Source organism: Hymenobacter guriensis, assembly GCF_015773195.1.
GTDB lineage: Bacteria > Bacteroidota > Bacteroidia > Cytophagales > Hymenobacteraceae > Hymenobacter > Hymenobacter guriensis.
In genome coordinates this window covers 53,392-72,177 of sequence record NZ_JADWYK010000016.1, presented here as the reverse complement: position 1 = coordinate 72,177, position 18,786 = coordinate 53,392, and the positions used below count along the sequence as shown (strand labels likewise).

At 62.5% G+C, this 18,786-nt stretch carries 22 protein-coding genes; all 22 read left to right on the top strand.

All coding sequences use genetic code 11. The features are described 5' to 3' along the window. Positions 1–8: 8 nt before the first annotated feature. The 22 genes from I5L79_RS19735 to I5L79_RS19630 all read left to right on the top strand — a co-directional run bounded on the left by I5L79_RS19735 (position 9) and on the right by I5L79_RS19630 (position 18,736). Positions 9–638, top strand: coding sequence for a hypothetical protein (locus I5L79_RS19735; RefSeq protein WP_196956801.1), 630 nt, complete (start codon positions 9–11; stop codon positions 636–638). 12 nt (positions 639–650) lie between these two features. After that, positions 651–1,796 carry an efflux RND transporter periplasmic adaptor subunit gene (locus I5L79_RS19730; RefSeq protein ID WP_196956800.1) on the top strand — a complete coding sequence of 382 codons (1,146 nt, stop codon included), beginning with the start codon at positions 651–653 and terminating at the stop codon, positions 1,794–1,796. 34 nt (positions 1,797–1,830) lie between these two features. Beyond that, a complete protein-coding gene (locus I5L79_RS19725; RefSeq protein WP_196956799.1) occupies positions 1,831–2,346 on the top strand; it encodes a YybH family protein in 516 nt (171 codons plus the stop codon). 103 nt (positions 2,347–2,449) lie between these two features. Next, positions 2,450–5,671, top strand: a complete 3,222-nt coding sequence (locus tag I5L79_RS19720) for an efflux RND transporter permease subunit (RefSeq protein WP_196956798.1) — start codon at positions 2,450–2,452, stop codon at positions 5,669–5,671. Between the two features lie 9 nt (positions 5,672–5,680). Then, on the top strand, positions 5,681–6,265 hold the full coding sequence (locus I5L79_RS19715) for an AraC family transcriptional regulator (protein ID WP_196956797.1): 585 nt from the start codon (positions 5,681–5,683) through the stop codon (positions 6,263–6,265). A 114-nt stretch (positions 6,266–6,379) separates the two neighbouring features. Continuing rightward, positions 6,380–6,721: a four-helix bundle copper-binding protein gene (locus I5L79_RS19710; RefSeq protein ID WP_196956796.1), complete on the top strand. Its 342-nt coding sequence runs from the start codon at positions 6,380–6,382 to the stop codon at positions 6,719–6,721. 161 nt (positions 6,722–6,882) lie between these two features. Continuing rightward, positions 6,883–7,257 carry a hypothetical protein gene (locus tag I5L79_RS19705; RefSeq protein WP_196956795.1) on the top strand — a complete coding sequence of 125 codons (375 nt, stop codon included), beginning with the start codon at positions 6,883–6,885 and terminating at the stop codon, positions 7,255–7,257. Between the two features lie 9 nt (positions 7,258–7,266). Then, on the top strand, positions 7,267–7,506 hold the full coding sequence (locus I5L79_RS19700; protein WP_196956794.1) for a hypothetical protein: 240 nt from the start codon (positions 7,267–7,269) through the stop codon (positions 7,504–7,506). Between the two features lie 127 nt (positions 7,507–7,633). After that, complete coding sequence (locus I5L79_RS19695; protein ID WP_196956793.1) at positions 7,634–7,843, top strand: heavy-metal-associated domain-containing protein; 210 nt, start codon at positions 7,634–7,636, stop codon at positions 7,841–7,843. A 382-nt stretch (positions 7,844–8,225) separates the two neighbouring features. Beyond that, on the top strand, positions 8,226–8,591 hold the full coding sequence (locus I5L79_RS19690; RefSeq protein WP_196956792.1) for a DUF6799 domain-containing protein: 366 nt from the start codon (positions 8,226–8,228) through the stop codon (positions 8,589–8,591). 133 nt (positions 8,592–8,724) lie between these two features. Further along, positions 8,725–9,399, top strand: coding sequence for a class I SAM-dependent methyltransferase (locus I5L79_RS19685; RefSeq protein ID WP_196956791.1), 675 nt, complete (start codon positions 8,725–8,727; stop codon positions 9,397–9,399). 53 nt (positions 9,400–9,452) lie between these two features. Then, positions 9,453–10,043, top strand: a complete 591-nt coding sequence (locus I5L79_RS19680) for a hypothetical protein (RefSeq protein ID WP_196956790.1) — start codon at positions 9,453–9,455, stop codon at positions 10,041–10,043. Between the two features lie 24 nt (positions 10,044–10,067). Then, positions 10,068–10,487 carry a hypothetical protein gene (locus I5L79_RS19675; protein ID WP_196956789.1) on the top strand — a complete coding sequence of 140 codons (420 nt, stop codon included), beginning with the start codon at positions 10,068–10,070 and terminating at the stop codon, positions 10,485–10,487. A gap of 52 nt (positions 10,488–10,539) precedes the next feature. Beyond that, entirely contained in the window at positions 10,540–11,214 is a 675-nt protein-coding gene (locus I5L79_RS19670) for a hypothetical protein (protein WP_196956788.1), read from the top strand. A gap of 75 nt (positions 11,215–11,289) precedes the next feature. Continuing rightward, on the top strand, positions 11,290–13,395 hold the full coding sequence (locus tag I5L79_RS19665; RefSeq protein ID WP_196956787.1) for an FAD-binding oxidoreductase: 2,106 nt from the start codon (positions 11,290–11,292) through the stop codon (positions 13,393–13,395). A gap of 5 nt (positions 13,396–13,400) precedes the next feature. After that, positions 13,401–14,162, top strand: a complete 762-nt coding sequence (locus I5L79_RS19660) for a hypothetical protein (RefSeq protein WP_196956786.1) — start codon at positions 13,401–13,403, stop codon at positions 14,160–14,162. Next, a complete protein-coding gene (locus I5L79_RS19655) occupies positions 14,150–14,956 on the top strand; it encodes a cytochrome c3 family protein (protein WP_196956785.1) in 807 nt (268 codons plus the stop codon). The genes I5L79_RS19660 and I5L79_RS19655 overlap by 13 nt, the downstream gene beginning before the upstream one ends. 114 nt (positions 14,957–15,070) lie before the next feature. Next, positions 15,071–16,399 carry a family 1 glycosylhydrolase gene (locus I5L79_RS19650; protein WP_196956784.1) on the top strand — a complete coding sequence of 443 codons (1,329 nt, stop codon included), beginning with the start codon at positions 15,071–15,073 and terminating at the stop codon, positions 16,397–16,399. Between the two features lie 167 nt (positions 16,400–16,566). Continuing rightward, on the top strand, positions 16,567–17,112 hold the full coding sequence (locus tag I5L79_RS19645; protein WP_196956783.1) for a hypothetical protein: 546 nt from the start codon (positions 16,567–16,569) through the stop codon (positions 17,110–17,112). Positions 17,113–17,296: 184 nt separating this feature from the next. Next, positions 17,297–17,545, top strand: a complete 249-nt coding sequence (locus I5L79_RS19640; RefSeq protein WP_196956782.1) for a hypothetical protein — start codon at positions 17,297–17,299, stop codon at positions 17,543–17,545. A 66-nt stretch (positions 17,546–17,611) separates the two neighbouring features. Beyond that, positions 17,612–18,364: an SDR family NAD(P)-dependent oxidoreductase gene (locus I5L79_RS19635; protein WP_196956781.1), complete on the top strand. Its 753-nt coding sequence runs from the start codon at positions 17,612–17,614 to the stop codon at positions 18,362–18,364. A 126-nt stretch (positions 18,365–18,490) separates the two neighbouring features. Continuing rightward, complete coding sequence (locus I5L79_RS19630; protein ID WP_196956780.1) at positions 18,491–18,736, top strand: hypothetical protein; 246 nt, start codon at positions 18,491–18,493, stop codon at positions 18,734–18,736. Positions 18,737–18,786 lie beyond the last annotated feature (50 nt).

Here is an 18,786-nt window from a genome sequence, read left to right as displayed (position 1 = left end):
CAACCATCATGAAACAACTCCTGATTTTGCTGCTGGGCCTGCTGCTGTGCGGCACCGCCTACGCCCACGGGGGCGAGGACCACGGCGACGGGCCCAAAGCGGGCACGGCGGCGGGCGCTACCTCGTTTTCGGTGGCCGCGCTCTCGGAACAGTTCGAGGCGCTGCTGCGCTACGAGCCCCTGGAAGGGGGCAAGCCCGCCGACCTGCGCCTGTTCCTCTCCGACTACGCCACCAACGCCCCCATCAAGGGCGCCAAGCTCACGCTCACCACCCCGGAAGACGCCAACCTGAAGTGGGCGGTGAAGGAGCAGGAGCCCGGCGTGTACCTCGTGGAAGGCCAGTTTCCGGCCAACAAGGCCTACAGCTTTGCCCTCAATGTCGTAGCCGGCGAGACGGCCGATTTGCTGCTGCTCGAAGGCATCAAGGTAGGGGAGAAGCTGCCCGTCGCGGCTGCGGCCCCCGTCGCGGCCACCTCGCTTTTCTCGTCCTGGAAGTCCGTCCTGGCCCTGGTCGGCGCCTTTGTGCTGGGCATCGGCCTCACGGCCCTGCTCATGCGGCGGCGCCGCCAGCCCCCGGAGCCCGTGCTGCAAACCTCGGAGCAGGCGTTGACCGCCAGCCGCCGCACCCCCTTCCCTTAATGCTACCCCGATATGAAAACCAAGCATAAATTCCTGGCGGCCACGGCCGCCGCGGGACTGGTCCTGACGGTGCTACTCCCTCCCCCCGGCCTGGTACAGGCGCACGGCGGCGAAGACCACGGCGGCACGGCCAAAGCCAGCACCGGCGTGGCGTCCACCGACGAGGTGCTGCTGCCCAAGGAAAGCCAGTTCCTGTTCGAGGTCCGCACCAGTTTGGCGGCTTTCTCGACTACCTACAGCCGGGCCACGCTCTACGGCACGGTGTCGGCCGCGGCCGGCGGTGAAGGCCGCGTGGTGGTGCCCCAGACCGGGCGCATCGTGAGCCTCGCCGCCCAGGTGGGCAAAACCGTGCGGGCCGGGCAGACGCTGGCTGTCATCGAGCAGACCCTGGACGCCACCCAGCAAATCGGCCTCAGCACCGAGCGGGCCAACGCCCAGGCCGAGTTGCGCGCTGCCCAGCAGGACTACGCCCGCCTGCAAAGCATTGCCGACATCGCCGCCCGCAAGGACGTGGTGGCCGCCGAGCTGCGCCTGCGCCAGGCCCGCCAGAATGCCGGCATCCAGAACGGGCAGGCCGGCCAGCGCCGGGTTAGCATCACCTCGCCGGTGAGCGGCACGGTGGACGTGTTCAACCTCGCCGTGGGCCAGCAAGTGAATCAGGGCGACGAGCTGTTCCGGGTCATCAATCCCGGCAAGCTGCGGGTGGAGGCACAGGTGTTTGCCCAGGATTTGGCCAAGGTGACGCCTGGCGCCCGGTTTCGGGTCGAAGGGTTGCAGGGCCAGGCCGGGGTACCCGCCAGTCTCGTGGTGTTCAGCAACGTGGTCAACCCCGTCAACCAGGCCCGCCAGCTGGTGCTGGAACTAGATGCAGCCGAAGGCAGCGCCTACCGCGCCGGCCAGGCCGTGAACGTGCAGGTGGTGGGCCAGACCGGCGGCGGCACCCCGCAGCTGGTGGTGCCCACCTCGGCTATCACCGACCTCAATGGCAAGCCCGTGGTGTTCGTGCACACCGAGCCCGAGCGGTTCAAGATTCGCTTCGTGCAGCCCGGCGCCGTCAACGGCCAGCAGACCGTGCTGGTGCAGGGCCAGGTCAACGAAAATGACCGGGTGGTGACCACCGGCACCTACCAGCTCAAATCCATTTACCTCAATCAATAGGTCCCGCTCCGCGGTGGCTGCTTCCTTCATCCCCATGAAAAACCTCTTTGCTCTCGCGGTGCTGACCGCCACGCTTTCCCTCACTGCCGCGACGGCGCAGGCCCAGACGGCCCCGGCCCCTGCCGCCAGCTCCGCCGACGAGGCCGCCGTGAAAGCGGTGCTGACCAAGTACCAGCAGGCCGTGCAGAAGCTCGATACCACGGGCACCGCCCGTCTGTTCACGGCCAACTCCCAGGTGTTCGAGTCGGGTGGGGTGGAAGGCACCTACCGCCACTACGCCGAGCACCACCTGGGGCCGGAGCTGAATGAATTCAGCGCTTTCACCTTCAGCGACTACAAAGCGGCCGTGCAGGTCGACGGTCCTTATGCTTTCGCGACGGAAACCTACACCTACACCATCAACCTCAAGAAAGGCCCCCAGGACAAGGAAGCCAAGGCGCCCATCGTGCGCCGCGGGGTGGCCACGTCGGTGCTGCGCAAAAACGCCGCCGGGCAGTGGCAAATCATGAGCACCCATACCTCAGCCCGCACTCCGCGCGTCAAAAAATAAGCTGTCCGGCGGGCCTGGGCGACTGCCCGGTTCGCTGCCCATTCCGGAAGGAGAGGGGCCCCACCCGGCCGCTCTCGCTTCTTCCTCTTTGCGCTAACCACCGATGCTAGACAAGATAATTCGCTTCGCCCTGCAAAACCGCCTGCTGATGCTGGCCTTCGCCGTGGGCCTCATCATTGCCGGCTCCTACACGGCCGGTCAGCTGCCCGTGGACGTATTGCCCGACCTAGACCGGCCCCGCGTGACCGTGTTCCTGGAGGCCCCGGGCATGGCCCCCGAGGAGGTGGAAGCCCTGGTGACGCTGCCCGTGGAAACGGCCCTGAACGGGGCCACCGGCGTGTCAGCCGTGCGCTCCAACTCGGCCATCGGCCTGGGCATGGTGTTCGTGGAGTTCGACTACGGCACCGACATCTTCACCGCCCGGCAGATTGTGAGCGAGAAGCTGCAAACCACCGGCGAGCAGCTGCCGCAGGGCGTTACGCCAGTGCTGGGTCCCATTTCCTCGGTCATGGGCCAGATTATGCTCGTGGGCTTGTCAGGCGGCAAGGAAACGAACGCCGCCGACCTGCGCACCTTAGCCAACTACACCGTGCGCCAGCGGCTGCTCAGCATTCCCGGCGTGGCCCAGGTCATTCCCATCGGCGGCGACAACCGGCAGTACCAGGTGCTGCTCGACATGCCCCGCCTGAACGCCACCGGCTTGACCGTGAACCAGGTGGAAGAAGCCCTGCGCCAGTCCAACCTGAATACGACCGGCAACTTCTTCGACCGCCAGGGCTCGGAAGTCCTCATCCGCAACCTGGGCCGCCTGCGCTCAGTCACGGACATTGAAAATATCGTCGTGGGCTACCGCGAGCAGTCGCCCATCCGGGTGGCCGACATTGCCAAAGTAGAGTTCGGGGCCCGCTTCAAGCGCGGCGACGGCAGCGTGAACGGCAAGCCGGCCGTGATTCTGAGCATCGAGAAGCAGCCCGGCGCGGCCACCGTGGGCCTGACTGAAGCGGTGGAAAAAGCCTTGGTGGAGCTCAAGCCCTCTTTGCCCAAAGACGTGCAGGTGAATACGCGCCTGTTCAAGCAGTCGGAGTTCATCGAGTCGTCAATTTCCAACGTGGAGGAGGCCCTGCGGGACGGGGCCATTCTGGTGGTCATCGTGCTGTTTGCCTTTCTGCTGAACGTGCGCACCACCTTTATTTCCCTGGTAGCCATTCCGCTTTCGTTGCTGGTCACGGCCTTGGTGTTTCGCGTAGCGGGCATCAGCATCAATACCATGACGCTCGGCGGCTTGGCCATCGCCATCGGCGAGCTGGTCGACGACGCCATCGTGGACGTGGAAAACGTGTACCGGCGCCTGCGCGAAAACAAGCAAAGGGCGAATCCGCAGCCGGTCTTGAAAGTCATTTACGCCGCTTCTTCCGAGGTGCGCAACTCCATCGTGTACGCCACCATCATCGTGGTGCTGGTGTTCCTGCCGCTGTTTGCCCTTGAAGGGATGGAAGGCCGCATTTTCGCGCCCTTGGGCATTGCCTACATCACCAGCATCGTGGCCTCGCTGTTCGTGTCGCTCACCGTCACGCCGGTGCTCTGCTACTACCTGCTGCCCAAAATGAAGCAGATGGACCACCCCGAAACCGACGGGGGCCTGGTGCGCTGGCTTAAGAAAAAAGACACTCGCCTGTTGGGTTGGGGCCTGCAGCATCCCAAGGCCATCCTTGGGGTAACCGGGGCGCTGTTCGTGGCGGCCATGGCGCTGATTCCGTTCTTCGGCACCGAGTTTCTGCCGCCCTTCAACGAGGGCTCCCTGACGGTCAACTTCTCCGCGCCCGCCGGCACCTCGCTCGCCGAGTCCAACCGCCTGGGCACCCTGGGCGAGAAGCAGATGCTCAAGATTCCGGAAGTGGCCTACACCGCCCGCCGCACCGGCCGCGCCGAGCTCGACGAGCACGCCGAGTCGGTCAACAACTCGGAAATCGAGGTGGCGTTTAAGACCGAAGCTGAGTTGGAAAAGGAGGGCAAAACCATGCGCAGCCGGGACGAAATTCTGGCTGACATGCGCGAAAAGCTCAGTTTAATTACCGGTGTCAACGTCAACATCGGCCAGCCCATTTCCCACCGCCTTGACCACCTCTTGTCGGGCGTACGCGCCCAGGTAGCCATCAAGGTGTTCGGCAACGACCTGCTGGAACTGCGCCGCTACGCCAACGAGGTTCGCGCGGCTGCCTCTACGGTACCGGGGGTGGTGGACCTGCAAGTCGAAAAGCAGGTGCAGATTCCGCAACTGCTCATCCGGCCGAAGGACGACGCCCTGCGCGCCTACGGCATGGCCCGGGGGGAAGTGGTGCGCGACCTGGAAACCCTGTTCCAGGGCGCCGTCGTTTCGCAGATGCTCGATGGGCAGAAGCGATTTGACCTAGTGGTGAAACTGCCCGAGCAGCAGCGCAACGACATTGCTGCCATCGGCCAGACCCGCATCGAAACGCCCACGGGGGCCATGATACCGGTCAGCCAGGTGGCTGACATCGTCTACGAACCCGGCCCCAACACCGTCAACCACGAGAATACCCAGCGTCGCATTACCATCTCGCTGAACGTAGCTGAGCGCGACCTGGGCTCCACGGTCAAGGAGATTCAAGCCAAGGTCAATTCCCAGGTGAAGCTGCCCCCCGGGTATTACCTGACCTACGGCGGGCAGTTCGAGAGCCAGCAGTCGGCATCCCAGAAGATTCTCTGGCTGAGTCTGTTTTCGCTGGCCGGCATCTTCCTGGTGCTGTTTTCGCACTTCAAGTCCAGCTACATGGTGGGCCAGATTATGCTCAACATCCCGCTGGCGCTGATTGGCTCGGTGGTGGCGGTGCTGCTCACGGGCGGCACGTTCAGCATTGCTTCGCTGGTGGGCTTTATCACGCTCACGGGCATTGCCTCGCGCAACGGCATCATGATGATTTCCCACTACATCCACCTCGTCGAACACGAAGGCGAGAAGTTCGGCATCCCGATGATTATCCGCGGCTCGCTAGAGCGCCTGGTGCCGGTGCTAATGACGGCCCTGGTGGCCGCCCTGGCCTTGGTGCCGCTTACCCTAGCCAAGGATGCACCGGGCAAGGAAATCTTGTATCCGGTGGCCACCGTCATCCTCGGCGGCCTGCTCAGCTCCACTTTTCTCGACATCATCGTGACACCCGTCGTCTTCTGGCTGGTGGGGGAGAAGGCGCTGGCCCAATACTTCGCGTCCCACCAGGAAACGGGCTTGGACGAGCACCCGCAGGAACTGGACGCGCAGCCCCTCACGCCGCCCGCCGACCAGAACGATTTATCGCCGGCCCTGTAATCCCGACTCATGGCCTCCACGCTTCTTTACATCCGGCACATGGTCTGCTCGAAGTGCATCCTAGTGGTGCGCGAGCAGCTCGTGGCGCTGGGCCTGGTGCCGCTCCGGGTGGAGCTGGGGGAGGTCGAACTGCGGCACGACCCCGCGACCATTGACTGGCCCCGGTTGCGGCAGTGCCTGGAAGCCGAAGGCTTTGAGATTCTGGACCAGCTGTCCCCGCAGCAGCGGCTGGTGGCTCAAATCAAAGAAATTATCGCTCACCTGCTGGCCTCCGAGCCGGCGGCGCTGCGCAGCGGCCACTTCTCGCGGCAGCTCAGCGAGCGGCTGCAGCGGCGGTTTGCCTACCTGAGCGACGTGTTTTCCGCCACCGAAGGCCTGAGCCTGGAACAGTTCGTCATCCGGCAGCGCGTAGAAGCGGCCCGGTGCCTGCTGCGCGAAGGCACCCTCCCCGTGGGCCGCGTGGCGCGGGAGCTGGGCTATAGCAATCTGGGGCACCTGTCCCGGCAGTTTCAGCGCGAAACGGGCACTTCGCCCACCGAGTTTCGGCAGCAATGCCTGGCAACAGCAGCTAGTCAGCTGAGCGATGAGCAGTAGGATGACTTGGTAAACCGCGTGAATTATGCAGGGCTGCGCTGGCAATCGTACATAACAAGGTCGGCTTTAAGGAGTAAACGCATGCATACCATTCCCCACCTAACCTTTCATTCCATGCACGCTCAAAACCAAAGCCTCCTCGACGCCCTCAACGCCTGCATCGCCTCGTGCGAACACTGCGCCACCGCCTGCCTCAGTGAGCAGGACGTGCAAATGATGGCCCGCTGTATCAGCCTGGACCGCGACTGCGCCGACATCTGCGCCCTGACCGCCCGCTTCCTGGCCCGCGGCTCCGAGCACGCCCAGCACCTGCTGCGCGAATGCGCCGAAATCTGCAAGGCCTGCGGCGACGAGTGCGAAAAGCACGGTGCCCACATGCAGCACTGCAAGGAGTGCGCCGAGGCGTGCCGCCGCTGCGAGCAGGCCTGCCGCCAAAGCATGAGCACGGCGGCTTAAGGGATTCCGCATAAGAAAAGGCCAGTCCATCTCGTGTGGGCTGGCCTTTTTGCGTTTACCAGCCATTAAATCTTGTAAGTGGCCGGCGCAATCCTGTACCTCTTTCGTTCGCCAAGCCGATACTTTTGAGCGTTCGGCTATAATGCTAATCCTCCTCTGAAATGACCTTGGCCCCTTCTGTTCGCAAACTCATGCTCACGGCCCACATCACCTTCTCGGTGGGGTGGCTGGGGGCAGTGGCCGTGTTCCTGGCTCTGGCCGTCACGGGCCTGACCAGCCACGAGGCGCCGCTGGTGCGGTCCGCGTACTTGGCCATGGGTCTGAGTGGCTGGTTTGTCCTGGTGCCCTCCAGTTTCGCGGCGGTGCTCACGGGCGTGGTACAGGCCGTGGGCACTCCCTGGGGCTTGTTCAAGCACTATTGGGTGGTGGTGAAGCTGCTGCTGACTGTGGCCGCTACCGTGCTGCTGCTGGTGCACATGCAGCCCATCAGCTACCTAGCCGAAGTAGCCGCCAAAGCCGACCTGTCCGCAACGTAGCTGCGCGGTATGCGGCTGCGGCTGCTTGCCGACGCCGTGGCGGCCTTTGTGGTGCTGCTCGCGGCAACGACCATCTCGGTGTACAAGCCCTGGGGGCGCATCGGCAACTGGCTGCAGCAGCGCCAGCAACCCGGTGCGGTGGCCCCCACGCCCACTTCCTGGGGCCAGTATGTGCTGCTCGGGCTGCTCGGGCTGGTGGTGACGTTCATTATTGTGCACCTGCTCGGCGGTGGCCTTAGGCATCATTAAGCTGGCTTGGCTACAAATCATGTAAGCTGCCGGCGCAATCCTGTACCCCTGGGCGCGCACGCGCCGCTGGTTTTCCGCGTTACTTATTCGAAACCGACCCGCTCGGCTTACCCTAAATCCTCTTCCCATGAAAACCCTTCTGTTCAAGACCAATATCAACTGCGGCGGCTGCATCAAGGCCGTAACGCCCACCCTCAACCAGGAAGCCGGGGCCGGCAACTGGCAGGTGGACACGGCCAACCCCGACAAAATTCTCACCGTCACTTCCGACAAGCTTACGCCCGAGCAAGTGGTACAGGCCGTTGAAAACGCCGGCTTTAAGATTCAGGCGGCCTAAGCACCCTAGCCTCTCCTTAGTAAAAATAAAACGCCCGGCCCTGCCGGGCGTTTTTGGTTTCAGCCCACAAGGAAAGCGGCCTGCCAGTGACAACCGAGTCCACGCCACTTGCAAAGCAAGCAGAAGCCACGCTGCCAATTCCAGGTTCAAACTTTCTGGCAATTCCATAAGCAAACAGGTCTAATCGTGCAAATATATGCTCATACAGTGTGCATTAGCTGATTAAAGTCATTGGCTGGGGCCGCTATTGTCATGTCAGCCGGGGGAGGGAATGGTGAATTTTGCATCATACTTTTTCCCTTCCGCTATCCCCATCTGGTTGAAGGACCGACGGAGAAGGGCAGGTCTTTAGTCCGCATTAATCACCTCTTCATTTTCAACCATGAACAAGCTCCCCTTCTTCTTCGCCCTGCTGATTTTCACCGGAATTGGCAGTGCCGCGCAGGCCCAAACCGCACCCAAACACCAGCATGCCGCTGGGGCAAAAAACACCCAGGACTACATGACAATGCAGAACGGCAAAATGATGATGTCGCACAGCGGCAAAATGATGCCCATGACCAAAAACATGACCATGGCCGATGGCACCGTGTGCATGACCGACGGCACCTGCAAAGCCAAAGACGGTACCCTGACCAAGATGAAAGAAGGGGAGCACTGCATGATGATGAACGGCAAAATGATGGTACACCCCGGCTCGGGCAAGCGGCCCATGAAGGCCGGCACCATGGAAAAAATGAAAATGTAAGCTGCTACTGGGTGCCGGCGGCCATCCCGTCGGCAACCATTTAGGCGCGCGCACCCCCTTACTGGTGGGTGCGCGGTGCCTTACCTACTGCTGCTTCACCTGGACAGGGAACTGCCCTTTTTCAACCCTGGCCATGCCCTCGCTCACGATAACGCCGCCGGCCCCACCGGCTCGCAGCCTTTACACCCACCGCACCAGCCTCTATCAAGCCATGATTTGGCTGCTGCGCTACCAGCAAGGACTGGCGCGTTTTTTTGCCCACGCACCTTTTTTGCGGCCCGACCTGAAAGTCCTCGACGCGGGCTGTGGCACCGGGGCAGCCACGCTGGCCCTGCACGCGGCCCTGGCCGAGCGCGGCTGGCAGCCTACGCACGTCGATGCGTTCGACTTGACCCGCAGCATGCTGAGCCGGTTTTGGCAAGCCTTGCAACGCGCAGCCATTACCGGGGTTGAACTCGCGGAGGCAGACGTCCGGCACCTTGACACCTTACCGGCCGCGTGGCAGGACTACGACCTGATTGTCTCCTCGGCCATGCTCGAATACCTGCCCAAAGCAGCGCTGCCCGCGGCGCTGCAGGGGCTCCGCCAGCGCCTGCGCCCGGATGGCACGCTGGTCGTCTTCATTTCCCGCCAGAGCGCCCTCATGGTGCCTTTTATCACGAAATGGTGGCACGCCCAACTGTACGGAAAGACGGAACTGCGCGCAGCTTTCCAACAAGCCGGGTTCGCGGATGTCGTTTTTGAGCGCTTTCCTTTCCCCTACGGCTACCTCAATGCGTGGGGCCACGTGGTCGTAGCCCGGCCCTGAAGGTGCCAAGCCGCGGCCGGAGTCAAACAACTTACCGCCATTTCACCATTCCCATGAAAACTGTCTTGATGGCCCTGTTGGGCGTCTTCGCCTTGGCCGCCTCGTCGCAGAGCCAGTCCTTGCCCCTCGGCAGCGGGCTCTACCGCTCGGCCGCAGACTTCCGCCAGCACCGCCTCGCGCTGGCGGTGGACTGCAAAACGGCGACCCACAAACTGCGCCTGCACGAATTTAGCGGCAAGCCCACCATGACAGTCATTCACGGGGGCCAACCTTATCAAGTCGCCAAGGACAGCCTGTTTGGGTTCCGTGACTGCGACGGGCGCGACTTTCGGTTTGCTTCGAACAACCAGCACTACCCCATCGTGAACCCGGGCGAAGCGCTGCTACTCTACAAGGTGGAGCAGGCTGCCGTGGGCAAGAATCCCGGCTACGTGCGCCTGTATTTCAGCCCCACCGCCTCCGACCCCATTCAGCCCCTGACGCTGCTGGCGGTCAAAAAAGCCTTCCCGAACAACCACCGGTTCCACGACCTGCTGGACGCGCAGTTTCAAAGCGGCGACCTGGCCGCTTACGATGCGATGCACCGCATGACCAAGCTCAACTGGCTGCTCCGCCAAAGCCAGCCGGCGACGGTCTCCCATTGAGTTCAGGGCGCATTCGCTACCGACATGAAGTTTTCGCCCTACTACCCCAAGGCTCTGGCGCTCGGGGGCCTCAGCCTGCTCGGGATGGGATGCTACTTCCTTTTCCTGCGGCCACCCCTGCTGCCCGAGGATGCCCGTTACCTGGGCATTTCCCTGCCCGCGCTGCAAGTGGCCGTGCCGGGGCTGGGGCGCTGGCTCCAGAAGGTGTTCTGGGTGATGGGCGGCTACATGGCCGCGACCGGCATGCTGACGCTCCACATTGCTCTTTCCTCCTTTCGGGCCCGCCGGCCGGGCGCTGTTCCGGTGGTGGCGCTGGCCGGCATCAGCTCGATTGGCTGGATGGCGACGGTGAATTTTCTGCTCGACTCCGACTACAAGTGGCTGCTGGCGGGACTCACGCTGCCGTGGGTTGCCGCCTTGCTGCTGTACCGAACTGAGAAATAAACACCCGCTTTACTCATCTACGCAAAATAAGCCAGTACATTCCATCAACGCCATGAAAACGAACCAGATATATCTCATTATCGCCGCCGGGGCAGCCGTTTTTCTCGGTAGCTGCGAGACGCAAAATCGCTCCGACCGCGACACTGCCGCCGCCGCTCAAAGTGATGTTCAATTGGACCACGCGAGCGAGGGCATGGACATGATGCACCGGGGTATCGAGCTGGTGAAGTCCGGCAAGGAACTCGTGGACCGTGGCCAAGACACTCAGAACCGCGCCATGATGGGCCGGGGTATGCGGGTGGTAGACCAGGGCCTGGCCGTCATGAACGTAGCCAAAAATCTGCTGGCGAAGGAACGTCACGCCGAAGCCGGGGAGCACATGGCCGACGACATGGGCATGATGCACCAGGGAATGGGCATGATGAGCCAGGGCAAGGACATGGCCGGCAAAGGCATGGGAGCTATGGGCCCGGACTCGGCGGCCGCGCCGGGCATGATGGACGATGACATGATGGCCAAAGGCATGGCCATGATGGATAAAGGCATGGTCATGGCCGACAAAGGCGCTGCCATGATGAAGGAAGACCAGATGAAAAAAGACGCCATGAGCAAGGACCCCATGGCCAAAGACGCACCCATGATGGACGACGACATGCCCATGACGGATAAGCCGATGCCGGATAAGCCGATGCCGGATAAGCCGATGCCCATGGAAGATGATATGTGAGTCCGCCTCACCTAAATCATTACCTGCCCCCATTAGGCCTGCGAGCCAAACACCTCCTTTCCAGCCCCCCGGACGATGAAGTATTTCCGCGCTGCCATTGCCGTTCTGCTGCCGGCCACGCTGCTGCTCACGCCAGCCCAGGCGCAAACGGCTCACGACAGCCACCACCCGGATACGGCAGCGGCAGCTGGTGCACCGGCCATGTCGGGCTCCGCCAGCACCCCGGGTGCTGGGGGCATGGCCGGCATGAGCAGTGGCGCGGCCGGTGCGAAGCCCGGCGGCATGGGAGGCGGCATGGGTGAGATGATGGAGGGGATGACCAAGACGCCGAAAATGCCCCTGTATCCCACCATGATGCAGGACCCGGACCCCAAGCAACGCAACGAAGCCCGGCAGCTGGCCAACGAGCGCATGAGCGAGGGCAGTGCCCTGCTGACGGACGGGCTGGAAAATTTCGCGGAAGCGTCCAGCAGTCGGCGCCAGGACTTGGGCGCCATGCAGGAGGCGACCGAGCAAATCCGGCGCGGGCAAGACTTGCTCGAAAGCGGGCTGGCAGCGCAGCGCGCACTGGCTGATAACGAAGACCCGCGCGCGGCGGCCCTGCAGTGGTTCAACGGCGAGATGAACCTGACGCCCCGCTTCTCCGAAGAGCAGCCGCACGGTTTTTTCGGACTGAACTGGTTTCATTATGTCGTGATGCTGACGTTGGCCGCCTTCGTGGCCGCGATGATATGGATGTATTTCCACAAGATGCAGCGGGCCAACGCCCTCGTGGCCAAGCTGACGGGCGCAGCGGCCGGAGGAACTCCGGCCCCAGGAGTCGCGCCCCCGGGCGCCCCGGCCCCGGCCGCTGGAGTTGTCAAGCCCGCCGGTGGGACACCGCCGGCTGTCGCGGCCCCCAAGCCCGCGGCTCCGGCGGCCGCTGCCCCGCCAGATGTCAAACCCGGTGCGCCGTCCAAGCCCAACGCGTGGACGGGAACGCTGCTCGTATCCGAAATCTTTGAGGAGACGCCCGGGGTCAAAACGTTTCGCCTCATTGACGTTGCGGGCGGGAAAATCCCGTTCGTGCCGCTGCCGGGCCAGTTTGTTTCCCTTACCGTGCGCCCGGAGGGCGAGCCCGTCACCCGCTCGTACACCATGGCCTCGTCGCCCACGCAACCCGATTACTGCGAAATCACCGTCAAGCGCGAAGACCAGGGCGTGGTGTCCGGGTACCTACACCAGCTGGTGCACGTGGGCGAGCTGCTGCAAATCACGGGGCCGGCCGGCCGGTTCACCTTCACCGAACCCGACGGCGACAGCGTTGTGCTCATCGCGGGCGGGGTAGGGGTCACGCCGTTCATGAGCATTATCCGCTACCTGACCGACCGGTCCTGGAAGGGCGACATCTACCTGTTCTTCACCTGCCGCGACGAGGGCAGCATCATTTTCCGCGAAGAGCTGGAATACCTGCAGCACCGCTACCCCAACCTGCACGTGTTCATCGTGCTGACGCGCGCCGAAGGGCCCATAAGGGAGCCGTATCTGGGGGGGCACATCAGCAAGGAATTGCTCAGCCAGCACGTGCCGGAAATTGCGACCCGCCGCATCCACATCTGCGGACCGCCCAGGATGATTGACGCTGTATCGCAGATGCTCAACGAGCTGGATGTGCCCAAGGGCAACGTCAAAACCGAACTCTTCGCCAGCCCACCCCCGGTGCCCCCCAGTGCGAATGGAGGCGCCCCCCCGCCTGCTACTCCGCCGGGCTCCTCACCGGAAGGAGCGACCCCACCAACGCTCCCACTACCTGCCACCCCGACTGCTGCGCCTCTGGCCCCGGAGCCAGCGGGCCCACCGCCCGCGCCCCCGCCCGAGTCCTTGATGCCTGCCGCCGGGGAAGAACCGGCACCACCCGCCGCTGCCGCGCCCGCCGCGACGGCGGCGGTTGTTACGTTCGCTAAATCCAACATAACGGCGGTTCTTACGCCCGATAAGTCGGTGCTCGAAGCCTCGGAGGACGTCGGCGTGAATATCGACTACCAGTGCCGGGTGGGCACCTGCGGCATCTGCAAAACGCAGCTGCTGTCTGGCAGCGTCACGCAGGCCGTGCAGGATGCGCTGAGTGAGGAGGAAAAGGCGCTAAACGTCATCCTGGCCTGCCAGGCCAAAGCAACGGAAGCCATTGAGGTAGACGCCTAACCGCTATGAAAAACGAACGAGCCCTGATGATTGCCTTGCTTGTCCTGCAGCTGGTGCTGTGGCTGGGCTTTCTGTTTCATCGGGCGCCTCGCTTCGCTGGTAGCCTGCCGGGGGGCGTGCTCGGTATTTTGGGGGCCCTGCTGCTGCTGGTGCCGCCGCTGCTCTACTCCGCCGTGAAGCGCATCGAAGCGGTCAAGCAGTTGGTGACCAAGCGCGTGTCGCTGGGCACGCTGCTCACCTGGCACGTGTACACGGGCATCCTCGGCGCCATTCTGGCCATCCTGCACACGGGGCACCGCTTTGAGAGCAACCTCGGCATCTGGCTGGTGGCCATGATGATGCTTACGGTGTTCAGCGGCTTCGTGGGCCGCTATTTCCTCGGGTATTCTTCGATGGAGCTGCGTGAAAAGCAGGACCTGCTCACCCGCCTCGCCACCGAATACAACCAGCTGGTGGGCGCCCTGGCCCGGCAGCCCAACGCCGAAGTGGCTTACGCCGCCACGCACGGCTCAGCCGCCCGTGCCTTCAACAGCTTGGTGGGCACGGCTGCCGCCCAGGCTGACACCAATGGCCCGCTTTCCATCCGGGCCCTGCGCCTGGCCGAATCAATCGCTGACCTGGAATACGCCATCGAGACGCATGAAGTCTTGAAAAAGCGTACCGCGCGCTGGCTGTACGCCCACATTGCTACGTCGGTGGCTTTCTATTTACTGCTCGTTTTTCACATCTGGTCTTCCATTTATTTCGGCCTGCGATGGTTCAACTAACCCCCAAAAACTGGGCGCAGCTGCTCGGCTTAACGGTCGGGGTGCTGGCGGTGCTGGTCGCCAGCCTGGTGGACTTCGGCATTCGCGCGCCCACGGTGGCCACCTGGCAGCGCCAGGCAAGCCCGGGTCATTTATCGGCGGCCCACGCCGTGCTGGCCAACAACTGCGCGGCCTGCCACACGGGCGTGAAGGGCGTGGACGTAGCCAAGTGTATCAGCTGCCACGCGGGCAACAAAACACTGCTGGCCCGCCAGCCCACGGCCTTTCACGCCACCATCGGCAACTGCCCGGCCTGCCACGGCGAGCACCAGGGCCGCAACGCCAACCTGCGCGCCATGGACCACAAAGCCCTGGCCCGGGTCGGGATAAAGTTTGTGTCCGCGGGCAAGGAAACGCCGAAGTACCTGCTCGACGAACAGCTGCCCGCCGACCACCCGCTGCTCACGACCCTGGAAGCCAAGCTCAATTGCTCCAGTTGCCACAACGCCAAGTTTGCCCCGCACTTCGGCCTGATGGGGAAAAACTGCGCGTCCTGCCACGGCACGGCTCAGTGGACCATCCCCAAGTTTCAGCACCCCTCGGTGCTTTCCATCAGCTGCAACCAGTGCCACAAGCCCCCGCCCAGCCACCTGATGATGCACTTCGAGATGGTGGACAAGGCCGTGGTGGAGCAAGGCACCGTCGAAGACCAGGTATGCTGCGGCGGCAACGTTCTGGTCGCGCAGTGCTACAAGTGCCACCAGACCACCTCGTGGAACGACATCAAGGGCGTGGGCTTCTACAAACACCATTAGTAGCCACCGGGCACAAAAAACTTGTCACGCCTGCCCGGGCGCCTTAACCCGACGGTCATCTGCTGTCATCTGCCGCCGGCAGCGGCCTTTCTATCATCCTTCAGTCATCATGTTATGGGCCTTCAATTCCTTTTTGCCACCGGCATCGAAAACAGCAACCCGACTATTGACCACGGCAAGCAGCGCGTGGATGAGCTGGAGAAGTGCGGGCATTACAAGCACTGGCAAAAGGATTTTGACCTGGTGCAGGAGCTTGGCATCCGCTTTCTGCGCTACGGCCCGCCGCTGCACACCACGTTTGTGGGGCCGGGCAAGTACGACTGGTCGTTTGCCGATGTCACGTTTCAGGACCTGCTCCGGCGCGACATTGCGCCCATGGTTGACCTGTGCCACTTCGGGGTGCCCGACTGGCTGGGCAACTTTCAAAACCCGGACTTTCCGGTGCTGTTCGCGCAGTACGCCAAGGCGTTTGCGCAGCGGTTTCCGTGGGTGCAGCTCTACACGCCCATCAACGAGATGTACGTCTGCGCCACGTTCTCGGGCCTGTACGGGTGGTGGAACGAACAATTAAGCAGCGACCAGGGCTTCGTGACGGCCCTAAAGCACATCGTCAAGGCCAACGTGCTGGCCATGCAGGCCATCCTGGAGGTGCGCCCCGATGCCATTTTCGTGCAGAGCGAATCATCGGAGTACTACCACGCCAAAAACCCCGCCGCCATCAAGCCGGCCGAAGAGATGAACGCCAAGCGGTTTTTGTCGCTGGACCTGAACTACGGGCAGCGCGTGAATTCCGAGATGTACGAATACCTGCTCGACAATGGCATGAGCCGGGACGAGTACCACTTCTTTATGCACAACAAGTTGAAGCACCATTGCATCATGGGCAACGACTACTACAAAACCAACGAGCACCGCGTGGACGCCAACGGCAGCACCCGCGCCTCGGGCGAAATATTCGGCTACCACGCCATCACCCACCAGTACTACGACCGCTACCATTTGCCGGTGATGCACACCGAAACCAACCTGTGGCAGGGCCCTAACGGCGACGAAGCCGTGAACTGGCTGCACAAGGAGTGGGCCAACGTGCTGCGCGTGCGCAATGACGGGGTGCCCGTCGTCGGTTTCACGTGGTACTCGCTCACCGACCAGGTGGATTGGGACTCGGCCCTGCGCGAAAACAACGGCCGCCTGAATCCCGTGGGCCTCTACGACCTGGACCGCAACATCCGGCCCGTGGGCGCGGCCTACAAGCAGCTTATTTCCGATTGGAATCAAGTATTGCCCACGCAAAGCATGTGCCTGCAGGTGCCCATTGTGATGCCGAGCGAGCACAATTGCGGGTGGGCCCAAAAACAGCGGGAAGACAGGAGCGAAAAGCTGGCTGCCCCTACCTGCTGCGCGGTGCCCCCGCTAGGCAACGAAAATGCGGCCTGCGCCTGAAGCCTAAGGGCGGGAAGCGCCTGCCCGAAATCGGTCCCCGACCGGGCCGCATGACAAAAATCAATCACCGGAGCCCATAGTATCATGGCTGCGGCAAGGCGCAACCCGGAATTTTGCCTTCTCCTTTATTCTCACTGCTGGCGCCTGCGCCTCATTTAAAATCGACCATGAAAAACGCCATCTGCTTCCTCTCCTTAGCGCTTTTAACCGGCCTGAGCAGCGCCACCTACGCCCAGAACAAGCCCCAAACCACCAGCGCCGCTAACGGCATGACCATGATTCATCAGGGCATGGACATGGTAAAATCAGGCAAAAGCATGATGGACAAGGCGGAAGCCGCCCAGGATAAGCCCGCCATGGCTCGCGGCATGAAGATGATGGACAAGGGCATGGACATGATGGACATGGGCCAGGCCATGACCAAAAAAGCCAAAGGCACGATGGCCCCGGCCGACATGGCGACGATGAATCAGGGCATGACCACCATGGGCAAGGGCAAAGCCATGACCAGCAAAGCCATGGACCCGGACCCGGCCATGCCCATGGAGCCAATGGACGACGACATGATGGACAAAGGGATGGACATGATGGACAAGGGCATGGGCATGATGGACATGTGCTGCGGGGATAAAATGAAAAAAGCCCCCATGCAGAAGGCACCCATGAAAAAAGCGCCCATGAAGAAGGCAGCTCCGATGGGCGGCCACATGTAAGCCAGCCTGCTGCCCCGGCCCAGTGCCTCGCACGGTCCACACGCCGCCAGCCACGCGCATGGGCCCAAGCCTCAGCTACTCATTCTCAGATTTAAAAGCCATGAACTCTTCCTCCTTCACCGTTTCCAGCCATCTCTTTTCGCCCCGCCAATTCCGATTGGCTGGCTTCTGCATTGCCGCTTTTATGACGTCACTAGTCGGGGGCTGCACTGACAAACGAGACGTGGACAACACCGGCCGTTCGGGCGCAGCCAATCAGACCAGCGACCAGTCCAATGAGCACGAAACGGAGGGCGATGGGGAGCACGAAGGGGAGGGCATGGGCATGAACGACGGCCGTGGCCATGCTACGGAAGGCATGGATACCATGCGCCGGGGCGGGCGCACCCATTCCGGTGGCATGGGGATGATGGATAAAGAAAAGCGGCGCTAACCCAACCAGCCGCAGGGCCGGAGCCCCACCGTGCTGCTACACCTTGAATCACTTATTACCTACCTAATGGACAATCTATTACAGGGCAAGACGGCGCTCGTAACCGGGGCCGCTTCAGGTATCGGCAAGGCAGTAGCACTGCTTTATGGCCGGCACGGGGCGAACGTGATGCTCTCGGATGTGGACGAAGCCCAGGGCCGCCAGGTCATGGAACAGCTGCAAGCCGCTGGAGGCAACGCCCGTTTTTTCAAGGCCGATGTGGGAGACCCGATGCAGTGCCAGCAGCTGGTGCGGGAAACTGTCGCCGCTTTTGGGGCCCTCGACATTGCCTGCAACAACGCCGGTATTGGGGGCGAAATGAACCTGACGGCCGATTATAGCCTGGAAGGCTGGCAGCACATTATTAACGTGAACCTGAACAGCGTCTTCTTTTGCCTGAAGTACGAGCTGGAAGTGATGTTGAAACAGGGGTCAGGGGCGGTGGTCAACATGGCTTCGATTCTGGGCCGGGTTGGAACGCCTAACTCGCCGGGCTACGTCGCCGCCAAGCACGGCGTGGTGGGCCTCACCCAAACGGCCGCCTTGGAATACGCGGCCAGTGGCATTCGCATCAATTCTGTCGGGCCGGCCTACATCGACACCCCGCTGCTGGCGCAATTGTCCCAGGAAACCAAGCAGCAGCTGGTGGGTCTGCACCCCATTGGCCGCCTGGGCAAATCCGAGGAAGTGGCCGAGCTGGTACTCTGGCTCAGCTCCGATAAAGCCTCCTTCGTCACCGGGGCCTACTACCCGGTAGATGGCGGCTACCTGGCCAGGTAGCGAAGCCGGAGGGCTGGAAATAACCCACGACTCAGACGTCTGCCGGGGGCTGGAAGGCGGCACATAAACCACCGCCTTTCAACGCATTCTTTTTTTATCACTCTTCACTTTTTCCATCCATCGCCCATGAAAAACCTTGCCCGCCTCCTCTCTCTGCTGCTGCTTGCCGGTATTGGCAGTACCTCCTACGTCTCGGCCGCCCCGCAAGAACCGATGAAACCCGGGATGTCGATGAAGAAAGGGGCCCCGATGAAATCCAGTACGCCCCCCAAGAAAAGCACGGCGGCAAGGAAGGGCCCCGTGAAAAAGGCGCCCGTGAAAAAATCCATGCCACCCATGAAAAAGGGCGCTCCGATGAAAGGCGACAGGTAATCCTAGCGGTTGCTGATGAGCTCTCAGGGGCTGCGGCGGCGCAGGACCGC